Annotated in this window: 10 protein-coding genes; 7 read left to right on the top strand and 3 right to left on the bottom strand. The window is 72.7% G+C overall.

Annotated features, from left to right (window positions below; translation table 11 throughout):
- Positions 1 to 55: 55 nt before the first annotated feature.
- The 5 genes from ACGFW6_RS30060 (at position 56) to moeZ (ending at position 6639) form a co-directional block, all read left to right on the top strand.
- Positions 56 to 1765, top strand: a complete 1710-nt coding sequence (locus ACGFW6_RS30060) for a DUF3492 domain-containing protein (protein WP_393516599.1) — start codon at positions 56 to 58, stop codon at positions 1763 to 1765.
- 56 nt (positions 1766 to 1821) lie between these two features.
- A complete protein-coding gene (locus tag ACGFW6_RS30055) occupies positions 1822 to 3282 on the top strand; it encodes a hypothetical protein (protein WP_393516596.1) in 1461 nt (486 codons plus the stop codon).
- Between the two features lie 328 nt (positions 3283 to 3610).
- On the top strand, positions 3611 to 4630 hold the full coding sequence (locus ACGFW6_RS30050) for an NAD-dependent epimerase/dehydratase family protein (protein ID WP_393516593.1): 1020 nt from the start codon (positions 3611 to 3613) through the stop codon (positions 4628 to 4630).
- Positions 4618 to 5397, top strand: a complete 780-nt coding sequence (locus ACGFW6_RS30045; RefSeq protein ID WP_393516590.1) for a spherulation-specific family 4 protein — start codon at positions 4618 to 4620, stop codon at positions 5395 to 5397. The genes ACGFW6_RS30050 and ACGFW6_RS30045 overlap by 13 nt, the downstream gene beginning before the upstream one ends.
- Before the next feature lie 63 nt (positions 5398 to 5460).
- Positions 5461 to 6639 (top strand): adenylyltransferase/sulfurtransferase MoeZ, encoded by a 1179-nt coding sequence (gene moeZ / locus ACGFW6_RS30040; RefSeq protein WP_126903065.1) that lies wholly within the window; start codon positions 5461 to 5463, stop codon positions 6637 to 6639.
- Between the two features lie 83 nt (positions 6640 to 6722).
- On the opposite strand, the gene ACGFW6_RS30035 is transcribed toward moeZ, so the two are convergent.
- The 3 genes from ACGFW6_RS30035 to ACGFW6_RS30025 all read right to left on the bottom strand — a co-directional run bounded on the left by ACGFW6_RS30035 (position 6723) and on the right by ACGFW6_RS30025 (position 13152).
- A complete protein-coding gene (locus ACGFW6_RS30035; protein WP_393516587.1) occupies positions 6723 to 8273 on the bottom strand; it encodes an alpha/beta hydrolase in 1551 nt (516 codons plus the stop codon).
- A gap of 173 nt (positions 8274 to 8446) precedes the next feature.
- Positions 8447 to 9997, bottom strand: coding sequence for an alpha/beta hydrolase (locus ACGFW6_RS30030; RefSeq protein WP_393516584.1), 1551 nt, complete (start codon positions 9995 to 9997; stop codon positions 8447 to 8449).
- Between the two features lie 230 nt (positions 9998 to 10227).
- Positions 10228 to 13152, bottom strand: a complete 2925-nt coding sequence (locus ACGFW6_RS30025; RefSeq protein ID WP_393516581.1) for a YbhN family protein — start codon at positions 13150 to 13152, stop codon at positions 10228 to 10230.
- Positions 13153 to 13338: 186 nt separating this feature from the next.
- Between ACGFW6_RS30025 and ACGFW6_RS30020 the strand changes: the two genes are divergently transcribed.
- Together ACGFW6_RS30020 and ACGFW6_RS30015 are read left to right on the top strand one after the other, a co-directional pair.
- Positions 13339 to 13788, top strand: coding sequence for an MGMT family protein (locus tag ACGFW6_RS30020; RefSeq protein ID WP_393516578.1), 450 nt, complete (start codon positions 13339 to 13341; stop codon positions 13786 to 13788).
- A gap of 311 nt (positions 13789 to 14099) precedes the next feature.
- Complete coding sequence (locus ACGFW6_RS30015) at positions 14100 to 17654, top strand: ATP-dependent helicase (RefSeq protein WP_393516575.1); 3555 nt, start codon at positions 14100 to 14102, stop codon at positions 17652 to 17654.
- Positions 17655 to 17703 lie beyond the last annotated feature (49 nt).

Raw genomic sequence — 17703 nt, 5'->3', positions numbered from 1 at the left:
CTGCGAGCCGTCGCGGGAACGGCGGCTCCCCTTACGGGAGATCGGGGGTGTACTCGTGCGCATCGGACTGATTGCGGAGGGTGGCTATCCGTATGTGAGCGGTGACGCCAGGCTCTGGTGCGACCGGCTCGTGCGCGGGCTCGGCCAGCACGAGTTCGACATCTACGCGCTCAGCCGCAGCGAGCGCCAGGAGGACGAGGGCTGGGTTCCGCTGCCGGCGCAGGTCAGCCGGGTACGCACCGCGCCGATGTGGGCCGCCGAGGACGACGGAGTGGTGTACGGCCGTCGCGCGCGCCGACGGTTCGCCGAGCACTACGGCGCGTTGGCGGCCGTGCTCTGCGCGGGGGTCGGCAGCGGAACCGGCGATGGCTCCGAGGGCGCGTCGGCCACTGAGGCGGACCGTTTCGGCAGCGCGCTGTACGGCCTCGCCGAACTCGCCCGCGACGAGGGCGGCCTCGTGGGAGCGCTCCGCTCCGAGGCCGCCGTGGGCGCCCTGGAGCGCGCCTGCCGGTCCCGAGGCGCCCTGCGGACGGCGCGCGAGGCGCGCGTGCCCGATCTGCTGGCCGTCGCCGCGCATCTGGAACGCGCCCTGCGCCCCCTCTCGCTCGACTGGTACGAGCACGACGGCCTCGGTGCCGCCGACCTGTGCCACGCCACGTCCGGCGGCTCCGCGGCCCTGCCCGGACTGCTCGCGCACCACTTCTGGGGCGTACCGCTGCTGCTGACCGAGTACGGCGTCCGGCTGCGCACGCACTATCTGGCCGCCCCCGACGCCTCGCCGGCCGTGCGGTCCCTGCTCGCCGCCTTCCACGGCGGGCTGGCCGCCGAGGCCTACGCGCGGGCCGCCCTCGTCACGCCCGGCAACGGACACGCCCGCCGCTGGCAGGAACGGTGCGGCGCCGCCCGCGGCAAGCTCCGCACGGTCTACCCCGGCATGGACGCCGCCCGCTTCGCGGAGGTCGGCGAGAGCGCGCGGTGCGCGGACCCGGACTCGCTGGTCTGGGTCGGCCGCGTCGAACCCGCCAAGGACCTGGTGTCGCTGCTGCACGCCTTCGCCGAGGTGCGCAAGGAGGAGCCGAAGACCCGTCTGCGGATCGTCGGCACCCCCGCGGGCCCCGAGGGCGCCGCCTACCTCGGCCACTGCCGGGCGCTGGCCGCGCAGCTCTTCCCCGACGAGGCCGAGGGCCCGCACCGGGTCGGCGACAACCCGGTCTCCTTCGAGGAGATCGGCGCCCCGGACATCCCGACCCCGGCCGACGCGTACGCCTCCGGCGCGGTGACCGTCCTGTCCAGCGTCGTCGAGGGCTTCCCGATCGGCCTGGTCGAGGCCATGTTCAGCGGTCGCGCGACGGTGTCCACGGACGTCGGAGCGGTGGTCGAGGTCATCGGCGGCACCGGGCTCGTCGTGCCGCCGCGCAACCCGCGGGCGCTCGCCGAGGCGTGCGTGGCGCTGCTGCGCGACCCCGAGCGCCGTGAACGCCTGGGCGCGGCGGCACGCGCGCGTGCGCTCGAACTGTTCACCGTCGAGCAGAACGTCGCGGCATTTCACGGCATTTACCTGGAGATCGTCTCGCGCACCCCGATCCGCCGCGTCGTCCTCGACGAGACCGGCGAGCCCCTCCCCTTCGCCGTCCCCGCCGAGGCCCATGTCCCCGGCCGCTGGACCGAGCGAACCTCCCGCCCGGTGGCCCGGGGCGGCCCGCCGCGCCCTCCGGGCACGCCCGTACGCGCCACGCCCGTCCCCGCTCCGGAGGGGGCGCGATGAGCGGGCGGAGCGAGGGACGGCGTGAGACGGGCGGCTCCGGTGAGGGCGGGGGAGTGATGAGCGCTTCAAGTGACCGGGCGCGCGTGGAGAGCGGCCCCGGGGACGGCGCGGCCCTGTCCGCCGGCCCGGGCGACGCGGGGCGTGCGGTGACCGACCGGGGTGACTGCGCGGACGTGGCGGGTACCTCGGGCGGTCGCGAGGATGTGATGAGCGGTCCGCGGGCCCGTGAGGACGTCATAGGCGCTCTCGGTGCCGGGGGGCGCTCGCCGAGCGGCCCGGGCGGGTTCGATCGTCCGGCCGCCCCGACCAGCCTCGGCGCCTGGGACGAGCGGTCGCAGGAGTGGCTCACCGCGCACGACGACGTACGGGACGACGCGACCGGCGCTCCGTACGTCACGTCCGTCGACGAGCCGACCATCGCCCCTCGCCCCAACCGCCGAGGCGGCGCCGACCCGGTCAAAGCCCTGATGCACCGCCACCGCGACCTGTGCGAGCGTGCGGTGGACCCGCTGGAGATCGCGGCCGGCCTCGAAGCACACGGCGTCACCGATCGCACGGCGGCCCGCTTCCTGCACCGTGACGTCTTCTCCCTGGCGGAGGAGATGTACGCCCGCACCTCCCGCGACGCGGAAACACCCCAGTGCACCCGGCCCCTCACCACGCCCCGCGCACGCGCCGACTGGATGGTCCTCACCCTGCTCCCCGGCGCCCTCTGCGCCGCGGCCGTGACCGGCATGCACCTCACCCACGGCCAGAACCGCCTGATCGCGGCCGCCGCAGGAACCCTCGCCGTGATCCTCGCCCTGCGCGCGGCCGTGGCCCGGGGCCCCCTGGCCGGCGAGCACGCCGCCCGCCCCACGACCACCCGGATCTGCTGGCTCCTCGGCTACGCCCTGCTCGGCGACGGACTCCTCCAGGCAGCCGTCGCCGGCGGCCCCGACAACCTCCCCGCCGGCACCTCCGAAGGCTCCTGGCCCCTCACCGTCGCCCCCGTCCTGGCGCTCGCCCTGTCCTGCGCCCCCGCCGCCTGGTGCGCCCACCTCCTCGCCGTACGGGCCCGCCACAAACTGTCGGCCAGCCGGGCCCTGAAGGACTTCGCCACGTCGGCCAAGCCCCTGCTCCTGGCCACCCTCGCGCTCTACCTCGGCGCTCTGACGGCCCTGCTCGCGCTGACCGGTACCGTCCTGGACGAGCCCACCCCGTACGCCCAGACCCTCACGCTGGGCGCCCTCCTGCTCCTGGCCCGGCTCCTCACCACCCACGGCTTCACCCACGCCCCCGCCCTGGTGCTCACCGCGGCGGCGTCGGCCGAGGTGACCGCCCTCGCGACCGTCTTCGCCGCCCGCCTGCCGGGCTGCTCCTGGCTGGGCACCCCCGTCCAAGCCCTCCTCGACGTCTGGGGCCCGGCCGCCATCCCCGCGACGGCCTGCGGAGCAGGCGCCCTGACGCTGCTGCTGCACGCCCTGCGCACCTTGACGCGAGCGTCCGCGCACACGAGAGCGGACGACACATGCTGACGCGCCACCGCCCCACGACCCGCCGCACCCGTGTACGGCGGGAAGCGGCCGCGCCGGGGAGTGTCCGCCCGCGGCGGCCGGCCCCCATGCCGCCGCACGTCCGACGGCACCGAGCCGCCACCGGACCGACCACGGACACCCCCGGCGGGGCCCCACCCCCGCGGCACCCCCGCAGGCCACGACACGCGCACCCCCACCGAGCCGCGCGCGTCACCGCAGGCACCCACCCCCACGGAACCGCCGCAACCCTCCTGTCCGAAGTCCTCGAAGGAGACTCCCAAATGATCACCTCCCGATCCGACCTCCCCTCGGCCACGGGAGCCGCCCGATGAGAGTCCTGCTGATCGGAGCCAACGGCTATCTGGGCCGCTTCGTAGCCGACCGTCTCCTCGCCGACCCCGCGGTCCAACTCACCGCGCTGGGCCGTGGCGACGACGCCGACGTCCGTTTCGACCTCGCGTCCGGCAGCCCCGGCGCCCTCACCCGCTTCCTCGACGCGGTCCACCCCGGCGTCGTCGTCAACTGCGCCGGTGCCACGAGGGGCGGTGCCCGCGAACTCACCCGCCACAACACCGTCGCCGTCGCCACCGTCTGCGAGGCCCTGCGCCGCAGCGGCTGCGGCGCCCGCCTCGTCCAGATCGGCTGCGGCGCCGAGTACGGCCCGAGCCAGCCCGGCTCCTCCACGGCCGAGGACGCCGTCCCCCGACCCGGCGGCCCGTACGGCGTCAGCAAACTCGCCGCCACCGAACTGGTCCTGGGCTCCGGCCTGGACGCCGTCGTCCTGCGCGTGTTCTCACCCGCGGGCCCCGGCACCCCCGCCGGCTCACCCCTGGGCCGCCTCGCCGAAGCCATGCGCCGCGCCATGCAGTCGGGCGACGGCGAGCTCAAACTCACCGGCCTCGGCGCCCAGCGCGACTTCGTCGACGTCCGCGATGTGGCCCGCGCCGTGCACGCCGCCTCGCTCTCCGCCGCGCAGGGCGTCATCAACATCGGCTCCGGCCGCGCCGTACGGCTGCGCGACGCCGCCGCGATCCTCGCCCGCGTGGCCGGCTACGGCGGCGCCCTGCACGAACTCGACGGCCCGCCCGGCCCGTTGCGCCCGACCATCGGGCACCCCCGGTCCGACCTGGACCACGTGACCCATACGGCCCACGCGACCACGCACACCGCCCACGCGGTCCACTCGACGCACGCGGCCCACGCCGCCCCCGTCGCCTACCCGGACGGCTGCGGCAGCTGGCAGCAGGCCGACGTCCGCACCGCACGCGACCGCCTCGGCTGGCGCCCTCGCATCAACCTCGAGGAGTCCCTGGGCGACATCTGGATGGAGGCGGCATGCCGTATCTGACCGGCATGAAACGGACCACGCCGAGCACCGGTCTGCGTACGGGACTCGGCGTGCCGGGCTATGCCCACCCCCTGCTCGCCCCCACCGAATGGGGCGAACTCGCCCGCCCAGGCACCCCCCTGGACTGGGTCGTCCTCAACGTCGCCGACGGGCCCGGCGCCCGCCCCGACCCCCACTGCCTCGAAGCCGCGGGACGGCTCCGCAACGCGGGGATCCGCGTCCTCGGCAGCCTCGACATCGCCCACCTGGACCGGGTCCACCTCGGTACCGCCCACGGCGCCCGCGTCTTCGGCGAGGTGATCTCCAAGGCGCACCGCTATGTCGACTGGTACCGCGTCGACGGCTTCCTCCTGGACCGCTGCCCGACCGACGGCACCGCGCTGCCCGAGGTCCTGCGCACCATCACCACCCTGCGCGCGCTGCGTGACAAGGCCCACATCGTCCTGGGCCACGGCACCCATCCGCACCCCGGGTACGCCGAGTGCGCCGACCAGCTCGTCACCTTCTCCGGCCCGTGGCGCGACTACCGCTGGTCGCAGGTCGCGGAGTGGACGGCGGACCATCCCCCCGAGCGCTTCTGTCACTTCGTCCACGGAGTGCCCCTGGGCCACCTCGACGAGGCCCTGCGCATCGCGCGCTGGCAGGGCGCCGCGACGATCTGGTTCACCGACCACACCGACCGGGGCGGACGCACCGACCCCTGGGAGACCATGCCCGGCTACTGGGACGAAATCGTCTCGCGGATCGGAACAGGTGTCTCGGAATGAAAAAGGCCATGGCACTGTTACCAGGAGAACAAATGTAGTGATCGACCGACCAACGGAGTCCCCGTGTCGCTGCCACCCCTGGTCGAGCCGGCTGCCGAGCTCACCGTAGACGAGGTTCGCAGGTACTCCCGCCACCTGATCATCCCCGATGTCGGGATGGACGGGCAGAAGCGGCTGAAGAACGCCAAGGTGCTCTGTGTGGGCGCCGGCGGCCTGGGCTCGCCGGCGCTGATGTACCTGGCCGCCGCGGGCGTCGGCACGCTCGGCATCGTGGAGTTCGACGAGGTCGACGAGTCGAACCTCCAGCGCCAGATCATCCACAGCCAGTCCGACATCGGCCGTTCCAAGGCCGAGTCCGCCCGCGACAGCGTCAAGGGCATCAACCCGTACGTGAACGTGATCCTTCACGAAGAGCGGCTCGAGGCCGACAACGTGATGGACATCTTCAGCCAGTACGACCTGATCGTCGACGGCACGGACAACTTCGCGACCCGCTACCTGGTCAACGACGCCTGCGTGCTGCTGAACAAGCCGTACGTGTGGGGCTCGATCTACCGCTTCGACGGCCAGGCCTCGGTCTTCTGGTCCGAGCACGGCCCCTGCTACCGCTGCCTGTACCCCGAGCCCCCGCCGCCGGGCATGGTCCCCTCCTGCGCCGAGGGCGGCGTGCTGGGCGTGCTGTGCGCGTCCATCGGCTCCATCCAGGTCAACGAGGCCATCAAGCTGCTCGCGGGCATCGGTGAGCCGCTGGTCGGCCGCCTGATGATCTACGACGCCCTGGAGATGCAGTACCGCCAGGTCAAGGTCCGCAAGGACCCGAACTGCGCCGTCTGCGGCGAGAACCCGACGGTCACCGAGCTCATCGACTACGAGGCCTTCTGCGGCGTCGTCTCCGAGGAGGCCCAGGAGGCCGCCGCCGGCTCGACGATCACTCCCAAGCAGCTCAAGGAGTGGATCGACGACGGCGAGAACATCGACATCATCGACGTCCGCGAGATCAACGAGTACGAGATCGTCTCGATCCCCGGCGCCCGTCTGATCCCGAAGAACGAGTTCCTCATGGGCACCGCCCTGGAGAGCCTCCCGCAGGACAAGAAGATCGTCTTGCACTGCAAGACGGGTGTCCGCAGTGCGGAAGTCCTCGCGGTCCTGAAGTCCGCGGGCTTCGCCGACGCCGTGCACGTGGGCGGCGGCGTGATCGGCTGGGTCAACCAGATCGAGCCGGACAAGCCCGTCTACTGACCGGACGGCCTCGCCCGCAGGGCGAGCCCTGCTCCCTCGGCGGGGGCTTCGCGCACCAGGGGTGCGCGAAGCCCCCGCCGTCGTCATGAGCAGACCTTGCCGTCCTTCGGCACCGTCCCCTGCAGCAGATACGCGTTCACCGTGGAGTCGACGCAGTCGCTGCCCTTGCCGTACGCGGAGTGGCCCTCGCCCTTCCAGGTGAGCATCACACCGACGCCCTTGCCGAGCTCGTCGGCCATCCTGCGGGTGCCCTCGTAGGGCGTCGCCGGGTCGCCTGTGTTGCCGACCAGCAGGATCGGTGCCGCACCCGGCGCGCTGACCTCCGGGGTGTCGTACTGTCCGGCCACCGGCCAGTCGTGGCACCAGCCGCCCGTGTCCCAGCCGAGCATGGGACCGAACACCGGGGAGACCTTCTCGAACCGCGGCAGCAGCTTCCTCGTCTCCTCGACCGTCGGCCGCTGCTTGTCGTCCAGGCATGATATGACCCGTTGCGAGTGGGTCCCCGTGCCGTAACGGCCCGACGCGTCACGGTCGTTGTAGTCGTCGCCGAGCGCGAGCAGTTCCGTGCCGTCGCCCCGCTCGGCCGCCTCCAGGGCGCTGGTCAGCGTCGGCCAGCTCGCCTCGCTGTACAGGGGCCTGATGATGCCGGTGAGTGCGAGGGACTCGGTGAGCTTGCGGTCGGATGAGGTGGGCAGCGGGTTCGCGTCGATCCGCTTCAGCAGGTCCACGATCTTCTGGGTGCCCGCTTCGGCGCCCTGGCCGGTGGACTTCAGGTAGTTGTTCAGCGCGCGCTGGAAGCCCCTGGCCTGGTTCTCGGTGTGCCCCTGCGAGTCGGCGCTCGGGTCGACGACCGCGTCCAGGATCATCCGCCCGACGGTGCGGGGGAACAAGTGGGCGTAGACGCCGCCGAGTTCGGTGCCGTACGAGATGCCGAAGTAGTGCATCTTCGGGTCGCCGAGGACCTGGCGGATCAGGTCCATGTCGCGGGCGGTGTCGGTGGTCGACACATGCGCCATCAGCTTCCCCTCGGCCTTCTGGCAGCCCCGGCCGAACGCGGCGGCGTCCTCGAAGTAGGCGGTCTCCTCGGCCGCGTCGTCCGGTGTGATGTCCACCGCCTCGGATGCCTGGATCTCGCGGTCGCTGCGGCAGCGCACGCCCTCGCTGGCGCCGACGCCGCGCGGGTCGAAGCTCACCAGGTCGTACCGCTTGCCCAGTTCGGGAGTACTGGTGGCGTACCACGGCATCGTCGACACCCCCGAGCTGCCGGGGCCGCCGAAGTTGAAGATCAGCGAGCCGATTCTGTCGTCGCCCGTGGCCTTGGTGCGGATCAGCGCCAGGTCGATCGTCCTGCCGTCCGGCTTCGCCCAGTCCAGCGGCGTCCTGAGCTTCGCGCACTGCCACTCGTGGCCCGGCGCGGGAGAGTCCCCGGTCGCCTCGCAGTCACCCCAGTCAGGCTTCTGGGAGGTCAGGGAGGAGGGCAGCGCGGGGGAGGCCGAGCCGGCGGAGGGCGTCGGCGAACCCGCGTCGCTCGCCCCGTCACCGGCTTGCGGGCCGTCGGAGGAGCTGCCGCTGCACCCCGTCGCCAAGAGCGCGGAGGCGGCCGCCACAGCCGCCCACCGTACGAAACGCGTCATGTCGCTTCCCCCCTCGCAGGCCGTCCACGCTGTGCCGCGGATGGCTGTCAGGCCATAGTAGGCGGATCACGAACTGGCCGTGGAAGCCTGTGGATAACTCTCTGACCTGCGACTTCGTGCGCTTGGCGGTGTGCCGGCGGGGCCCGGCGAGCGCGATGTCGGCACCGCCGGTCTCAGGAGCACACCGTGCCGGCCTTCGGGACCTTCCCGTCCAGCAGGTAGCCGTTCACCGCGTCCTGCACGCACTTGTTCTTGCTGTCGTAGGCGCCGTGCCCCTGCCCCTTGTACGTCAGCTCGACACCGACGCCCTTGCCGAGCGCCTGCGCCATCCTCCGCGCGCCCTCGTACGGCGTGGCCGGGTCGCCCGTGTTGCCCACGACCAGGATCGGCGCCGAACCGGGCGCGCTGACGTCCGGATGCTCGGCGGCGCCCGCCACCGCCCAGTCGGTGCAGCTCAGCATCGACCAGGCGAGGAAGTCACCGAAGACGTTCGAGGCGGACCGGAACTCGGGCAGCTTCCGCTCCACGTACTCGGGCGTGTACCGCGGTTTGTCGTCGGCGCAGTTGATGGAGATGTTCGCGGCGGTGATGTTGCTGTACTCGCCGTTCTCGCTGCGCCCGTTCATCGAGTCGGACAGCAGCATCAGGGTGCTGCCGTTGCCGTCGTACGCCTCTTCCAGACCCTGCGTGAGGTAGGGCCAGAAGTCCTTCGAGTACAGCGCCTGCGCGATGCCGTTGGTCGCGGCGGACTGGGTCAGTTGGCGCGGGAAGATCCCCTCGATCGGCTTGCTGTCGAGGTCCTTCAGCAGCTTCGCGATGCGGTCCTTCACGTCCTGGGCTGTGTCACCGATCGGGCAGTCCTCGACCTGGGAGGTGCAGTCGGCGGCGAAGTTGTCGAGCGCGAGCTGGAATCCCGCGGCCTGTCCCAGCGAGCCCTGCTCGGAGTTCTGCGTCGGGTCCACCACCGCGTCGAAGACGGCACGGCCCACCTTGTCGGGGAACAGATGGGCGTAGACACCGCCGAGTTCGGTGCCGTACGAGATGCCGAAGTAGTGCAGTTTGTCGTCGCCGAGGACCTGGCGCATCAGGTTCATGTCGCGGGCGGCGTCCGTGGTGCGCACGTGCGGCAGCATCTCCTCGGAGTTCTTCTCGCAGGCCGCGTTGAACTCCTTGGTGCTGTCCACCAGTTCGGTCCGCTCGGCGGCGTCGTCCGGCGTGGTGTCCTGCTGGAAGTAGGCGTCGAGCCGCTGGTCGTCCTCGCACAGCACGGGCGCGCTGCGGCCCACCCCGCGCGGGTCGAAGCTCACGAGGTCGTAGCGGGTGCGCAGCTTCTCGTACTCCTCGCCGAAGGCCGGCAGCGTGGTGACTCCGGAACCGCCGGGCCCGCCGAAGTTGAAGATCAGTGAGCCGATGCGCCGGTTCTCCGCGCCGCTGGACTTCACCCGGATCAGCTCGATGCCGATCGTGTCGCCGTCGGGGTCGTCCCAGTCGCGGGGCGCCTTCATCGTGGCGCACTGCCAGGTGCCGTCGTCCGGCAGCGGGGACGGGCTGCCTCCGCCGCCCTGCGCCTGGGAGGGGGCCGGGCAGTCCTTCCAGTTCAGTTCCTGGGCCGTCAGGTCCTCGTCGTTCCCGGGGTCGTCGTCGCTGCAACCGGCCAGCAGGGAGGACAGCAGCAGTGCGGTGGCGGTCAGAGCAGCGGCGCGCATCCGGGGAGGCTTCGGCATGGTCCCATCCTGAGGTCGTACGTGGTGGGGCGCTCGGGGCACGGGCCGTACGAGGTACGGCGCCGCCCCACCTTCCGGGGCCCTTACAACGTACGGCGACCGGGTCCTCGTACGACAAGCCCTGCGGGGTCTCTCTTACGACGAGGACGGCGCCGGTGATCGGCCCGCTCGGTCACCGTGTGCTCACCGTCCCTACCCGGCACGCACGGTCGCCCGTGCGCCCCCTTGGGCTACAGCGAGCCCTTACGGGTCAAGTGGTTGAAGGCCAGCCAGCCCGGCAGGACCGGCAGCCACAGGGTCAGCAGGCGGAACAGCAGCACCGCGGGGGCGGCGACCTCGCTGGGCAGGCCCACGGCGATCAGACCGACGGTCAGGGTCGCCTCCACGGCACCCACGCCGCCCGGGGTCGGGGCGGCGGAGCCGAGCGCGTTGCCCGCGAGGAAGACGACCGCGACGCTAGCGATGCTGAGCGAGGTCCCCTCGCTGCCGAAGGCACGGATCGACGCGTCCAGGCACATCACGAAGCAGGCCGTCAGCAGCAGCATGCCGCCGATGCCGGTGACCAGCTTCTGCGGCCGCTGGAGCACGTCGAGCATGCGCGGCACGACACCCGCGAAAAGCGACCTCACGCGGGTGACGACGAACTTCCGCAGGAACGGCACCGAGGTCACCACGAGCACCAGCACCGCCACCGTCAGCAGACCCGCGATGACGGTGCGGGACGGCGACAGCGACGGCGTCTTCTCGGTGCCGGTCAGATAGCCGAAGGACAGCAGCATCAGGATGTGGCAGCCGAGCCCGAACAACTGCGAGGCGCCGACACTCGCCACCGCGAGCCCCGGCCGCACTCCCGCGCGCTGGAGGAACCGCGTGTTCAGGGCGACGCCACCGACCGCGGCCGGCGCGACGATCTTCACGAACGACCCGGCGACCTGCGCCGCCACCGTCCGCCGGAACGGCACCCGCTCGGGTACGAACCCCAGCAGCGCCATGGCCGCCGCCACGTAGCTGGCCGCGGAGAACAGCACGGCCGCGGCCACCCAGCCCCACTGGGCGTTCGCCACGAGCGGGCCGAACTCGATGTGCGTGAGCTGCGTCAGCAGGAAGTAGGCGCCGATGGCACCGGCGATGAGACTGATCAGCGTGCGCGGACGCACCCGCTCCAGGCGGGCCGGCTCGACCGGCGCCTGCGGCCTGATGCGCAGGACCGCGTGCCGGATCTGCGTGAGGAGATCCTCCTCGCGCGCCTCATCCATGGCGTCGTCGATGGCCCGCTTCTCGGCCCGTGCCTGCGCGCGTACGGTCTTCTTGTCCGGCTTGTCGAGGCTCGTGTCGGTCTTGTCGAGTGAGACCTCGGTGTCGTCCGTGGCCTCCTCGCTGCGGGCCTGCTTGGCCAGCCGGGACGCCTCCAGCACCGCGTCACGCTCGCGCTGGGCCCGCTCCCGGGCGAGCCGGCGCAGCGTCGCGCGCGTGGAGCGGCTCAGCGCGATGGGCTGGAGCATCGGCAGGCAGTCGGCCACCGCGTCGGGGCCGAGCACGCTCACCGCGGAGGCCACCGCGCGTTCGGCGCCGACGCGCAGGCCGAGCGTCACCAGCAGCTGGGAGATGTCCATCCGCAGCAGCAGGGTGTTGGCGGCGATCTCACCGATCCGCAGATCTGTGATGATCACTTTGCCGGAACGATCCACCAGAATCGCGTCGCCGACGAGCCGGCGATGCGCGATCCGCCGCGACTGCAACGCCTTGACCTGGCGAAAGGTGCCGTGCAGCAGGTCGTCGGTGATCTCCTCGTCCGACAGCGAGTCCAGGGTGTGTCCGCCGGTGTGCTCGTAGACCAGCATCACCGCGTCCGGGCCGAGCTCGGAAGTGGCGATCAGCTTGGGCGCGTTCGCTCCGGCCGCGATGGCCGCGTAGGCGAGCAGGGCCTCCTGCTCCAGTGCCTGGCGCAGCGACTGGAGGCTGCTGCGGGTGGCGAAGCCGCGCAGCGTCAGGTTGCGCCACGCGCGGTAGAAGAAGCCCTGGGCCTGCTGTTCCCGGTCGACGACCGTCACATCGAGCGGCGGACCGTCCTCGAGTGTGACGAAGTAGCGCCGGCCGCGGTCGGTGGTCTCCTGGGTCTCGGAGGGCTCCTCGCGGGCCGCGCTCACCGGGCGGAAGCCGACGTGCCTGAGGCCCGCCATCAGCGTCCGGCCGGTCGGGCGGACGTTCGGCGAGCCGACCGCGTAGAGCGTGCCGTAGGCGACGGTCCAGCCGATCAGCAGCGTCAGGATGATCGAGAACGGCGTGGTGTAGCCGGTGACCAGCATGGAGAACGCGTACAGGACGAGGACCGCCCACAGGACCGCGCGCCAGCGGGGTCTGCGGGACATGCCCACGGCGGTCATGTACGCGATGACCGGGGCGAGATAGCCGTGCACCGGGTCGGTGAGGGAGCCGACGTCGCCCGGTGAGGGCTGGGTGAGGGCGTCCCGGATGGAGTCCGGGGCGGCCCGCGCGACCCACAGGTCGGTGGCGAGCGTCACTCCGTGGGCGAGGACCGCCGCGAGGACGCCGTCGGCGATGCGCAGCCCGTCCCGCTTGATCAGCCGCTCGATCGCGAAGGCGACCGGCACCAACAGGATCGCGATGCTGGACACCAGCCCGGCCATCTTGCTGAACACGTCGGGCGCCTGTCCGGTGCCCTTGTTGATGTCCTGCTCGAGTCCCGAGGTCGTGCCGTGCGCGAACGCCGCGATCGCGAGCAGCAGCACGATGCCGAGCACGCCCACCAGGAGCCGCATCAGGTCCGACGGACGGTGCACGCGCGCGGGGAGCAAGGGTTCGTCGCCCTCGACCTCGTCGGCGTGCACCTCGTCGAGTTCGAGGTCGTAGGCGGCCTTCCCCTCGACGGCCTTGCGGCCGGCCTGGCCGCCCGCCCCGCCCGGGTCGGTGCCCTTGCCCGCCTCGCGCTTCTTGCCGTCGTCGCCGTCGTCGCCGTGCGTCTCGGCGTCGTCGCCGTCGTTGATGTGCTGCGTGGCGTCGTCGCTGTCGTTGGTGTGCTGCGTGGCGTCGTCGCTGTCGTCGGCGTCCTTCTTGCCGGCGTTCACGGTGCCGGGGCGCGACGAAGCGTCAGAGGTGCTCTCCGCGCCCTCCGGGTGCACACCCTGCTGCTTCATCGTCTCTTCTTGATCTCGTATCACCAGTCACCGCCCGCACGATGGTGGCATGCTCCACCGACACACGGGGGCATCAGGGTGCAAATGCGGGGGCGCACAGTCTGCCCGAAGCGCCGCCGCAGGGCGAGGGATACGCACAGTGGCGAGCGAGTCACATTGTCGGTGCCGTGGGGCAGGATGGGGCGGATGAGCGAGGAGAGCCTTCCGGACGCCGCCCGCCCGGCCCAAGACGACGCCCGTCCGGAGTACGCCGACGGCGGCCCGGAGCACGCCGGCGAGCTGCCGGAGTACGCCGGCGAGCTGCCGGAGTACGCCGAGCGGGTCCTCGAGGTCAGCGAGCTGATCCCGCCGGGGCGCGTCATGACGTACGGAGACGTCGCCGAATGGCTGGAAGAGGGCGGTCCCCGGCAGGTCGGCCGGGTGATGGCCCTCTACGGGGGAGCCGTCCCGTGGTGGCGCGTGGTCCGCTCCGACGGCGTCCTGCTGCCCGGCCACGAACTCAGAGCCTTGGAGCACTACCGCGCGGAGGGCACGCCCCTGAAGGAGGCGAGCAGAGCCGCTGAGGGGCACCTGCCGCGCCTGGACATGAAGCGGGCGCGGTGGGACGGCGGCGGACGCGCACAGGGTCACACCTGACAGCTTCCGCCATCGGAGCGCCCGCCGTGTGTCCCGTGATCCGTAAGGGGGAAACAGGGCACGCCCGTGACATGACGTACGTTCGTGATGCGAGGGACGCACGTGACACGAGTGCCCCGAGGGATGAATCGGAAGCCCTGCTTCCGCACCATCCCGCGGCGTAGCGTCGGCTGCGCGTGTCCCCCTCACCCCGCGGCCACCGCCCCGCACACGCGAGGGGCCGCCCACCCGACACCCGACCACCATCCAGCGACGACGGCGCCCCGCGCCGGCAGCGACAACCTGCACTCCCACCAGGACCGGCGAACCACGTGAGCTCCTCTTTCTCCACCAGGCGCCTGTCGCACCCCCAGGTGCGACAGGGGACCCGTGGCGCTTACCGCCTGGTGCGTACCCCTGCGGTGCGAGTGGCTCCCCCTCGTCTGGACGCCGCACAGCGCGCCGTGGTTGACCACGACACCGGCCCGATGCTCGTCCTCGCAGGTCCGGGCACCGGCAAGACCACCACGCTCGTCGAGTCGGTGGCGGCCCGCATCGCCCGCGGAGGGGACCCCGAACGCATCCTGGTGCTGACGTTCAGCCGCAAGGCCGCCGTGGAACTGCGCGACCGCATGGCGCTGCGCATAGGGGCGGCCCGCGCGCCACAGGCGACGACGTTCCACTCGTTCTGCTACGCCCTGGTCCGCGCCCACCAGGACAGCGACCTGTTCGCCGAACCACTGCGGCTGCTGTCCGGCCCCGAGCAGGACGTGACCGTACGAGAGCTGCTCGCCGGCCAGCCGGACCTGGAGCGGCTCGGACTCGCCCATGTGCGCTGGCCGGACGACCTGCGTGCCTGCCTGACCACCCGGGGCTTCGCCGACGAGGTCCGCGCGGTCCTCGCCCGCAGCCGCGAGCTGGGCCTCGCGCCCGACGCCCTGGACGCCTTCGCCCGCCGCATCGGGCGCCCCGACTGGCGTGCCGCGGCCGCCTTCCTCGCCGAGTACCTCGACGTGCTCGACCTGCAGGGCGTGCTCGACTACGCCGAACTGGTCCACCGCGCGGTGCTCCTCGCCCGCCGCCCCGGGACCGCGGCGCGGCTGGCGGCGCAGTACGACGCGGTGTACGTGGACGAGTACCAGGACACCGATCCGGCGCAGGTGCGGCTGCTGCACGCGCTCGCCGGCGACGGCCGCAGCCTGGTCGCCTTCGGCGACCCCGACCAGTCGATCTACGCCTTCCGGGGCGCCGACGTGAACGGCATCCTGGAGTTCCCGCACGCCTTCCCCCGCGCGGACGGCCGCCCCGCGCCCGTCGAGGTCCTGCGCACCTCCCGCCGCTCCGGCGCCGGCCTGCTGGCCGCGACCCGGCTGCTCACCCAGCGCATGCCACTGACCCGGCTCCCGGCGGAGAAGGTACGCGCGCACCGAGAACTCGCCCCGGTCCGCGAGGGCGGCGGCGTGGAAGTCTTCACCTACCCGACGCCCGGCACCGAACTGGACAACATCGCCGACATCCTGCGCCGCGCCCACCTGGAGGACGGCGTGCCCTGGGGCGAGATGGCCGTACTGGTACGCGCGGGCTCGCACACGATCCCGACGGTGCGCAGGGCGCTCACGGCTGCCGGGGTGCCCCTGGACATCGACGGTGACGATCTGCCACTGCGACACGAGCCCGCGGTGGCGCCACTGCTCATGGCGCTGCGTGCGGTGGCCATGGCGGAGGCGGGGAGGCCGGGCGCCGGTGAGGGTGACGGCGACGCCGGGGCGCCGGGCGGCGGTGCCGGTGACGGCGACGCGGGCCATGACGGTGAGCGGGACGCTGACGTTTCTGCCGTTCAGAGGGCTGGAGACCCGCCTGACGGTGAGGGGGACGCGGACGGCTCCGCCATCGAGGGGGCCGGAGACGCGTCTGACGGTGAGGGAGGCGCGGGCGGCTCTGACGTCGACGGGGACGCGGACGGCTCCGTGGCGCAGGTCGCCGGGGCCACGGCGTCGGACACGTGCTGGCTCGACACCGAGACCGCCCTCACCCTCCTCGCCTCGCCCCTCGCCGGTATGGACGCCGCCGACCTGCGTCGCCTCGGTCGCGCTCTGCGCGAGGAGGAGCGGGCCGCGGGCAACGCCCTGCCGCCGCCCTCGGACGACCTGCTCGCGCGGGCGCTGGCGGAGCCGGAGCGGCTGACGGTGCACGACCCCACGTACGCGCGTGGCGCCCAGCGGCTCGGCGCGCTGCTCCGCAAGGCCCGTGAGCGCCTCGCGGGCGGCGGTACGGCCGAGGAGGCGCTGTGGGACCTGTGGGAGGGCACACCGTGGCCCGCGCGCCTGGAGCGGACCGCGCGCCGTGGCGGCGCAGCCGGCCGCAACGCCGACCGTGACCTGGACGCCGTGTGCGCGCTGTTCGCGACGGCCGCCCGCGCGGAGGAGCGCACCGGCGGCCGGGGCGCCCTGAACTTCCTGGAGGAGATCGACGCCGAGGACATCGCCGCCGACACCCTCACGCGGCGTGCCGTACGCCCCGACGCCGTACGTCTGATGACCGCGCACCGTTCCAAGGGCCTCGAATGGCGTCTGGTCGTCGTCGCGGGCGTCCAGGAGGGCCTGTGGCCGGACCTGCGCCGCCGTGGCTCGCTCCTGGAGGCCGACCGCATCGGCCGCGACGGGCTGGCCGAGCCGCTCACTCCGGGGGCGCTGCTGGCGGAGGAGCGCCGCCTGTTCTACGTCGCCGCCACACGCGCGCGTGAACGCCTCGTCGTGACGGCCGTGAAGGGCGCCGCCGACGACGGCGACCAGCCTTCCCGCTTCCTGACCGAGCTCGGCGTGGAACCGAGGGACGTGACCGGCCGCCCCCGCCGCCCGCTGTCCGTCGCCGCGCTCGTCGCCGAACTGCGGGCGACGACCGTCGACCCGCGCGTGTCCGACACCCTCAGGGAAGCCGCCGCGCGCCGGCTGGCCCGACTGGCGGCACTCGCCGACGAGGACGGCCGCCCCCTCGTACCGGCCGCCCACCCCTACCGCTGGTGGGGCATGTTCGAGCCGACCGAGTCCAAGGTGCCGCTGCGCAACCGCGACCAGCCCGTGGTGCTGTCGGGCAGCGCCCTCGACCAGCTCGCCAACACCTGTGCCCTCCAGTGGTTCCTGGGCCGCGAGGTGAAGGCCGACGCGCCCGCGACCGCTGCGCAGGGCTTCGGCAACGTCGTGCACGTCCTCGCCGACGAGGTCGCCTCCGGGCACACCCCGGCCGACCTCGACGTCCTCATGGAGCGCCTCGACACCGTGTGGAACGCGCTGGCCTTCGACGCGCCGTGGAAGTCGGCCCAGGAGAAGGGCAACGCGCGCGTGGCGCTCGAACGCTTCCTGAAGTGGCATGTGATGGACCGCGCGGGGCGCACTCCGGTGGCGAGCGAGCACGACTTCGACGTGACCCTGGAGGCCGGGGACTTCGAGGTCCGCATCCGCGGCCAGATGGACCGCGTCGAGGCCGACGGCGAAGGACGCGCCTACGTCGTCGACTTCAAGACCGGCAAGCAGGCACCCAGCGCGGCCGAGGTGACCCGGCACCCGCAGCTCGCCGTCTACCAGCTCGCCGTCCGCGAGGGCGCCGTCGACGACGCCTTCGACGGCGTGCACCCCGAGCCGGGCGGCGCCGAACTCGTCCAGCTCCGGCAGGGCGCCGCCAAGCGCGACGGCGGCGAGACGCTGCCCAAGGTGCAGGGACAGCAGCCTCTGGACGGCCCGGAGGGGGAGTGGGTCGGCGACCTGCTCGCCACCGCCGCGGGCAAGGTCCTCGACGAACGGTTCGCGCCCACCGCGGGACAACACTGCACACACTGCGCTTTCCGGGCGTCGTGCAGTGCGCGGCCCGAGGGGCGGCACGTGGTCGAGTGACCCACCGTCAATATCCGGAGTGATCGATCACACCACCCGTGCCGACCTG

Source organism: Streptomyces sp. Y7, assembly GCF_043195415.1.
Lineage (GTDB): Bacteria > Actinomycetota > Actinomycetes > Streptomycetales > Streptomycetaceae > Streptomyces.
This window is presented reverse-complemented; position numbering and strand designations above follow the sequence as displayed.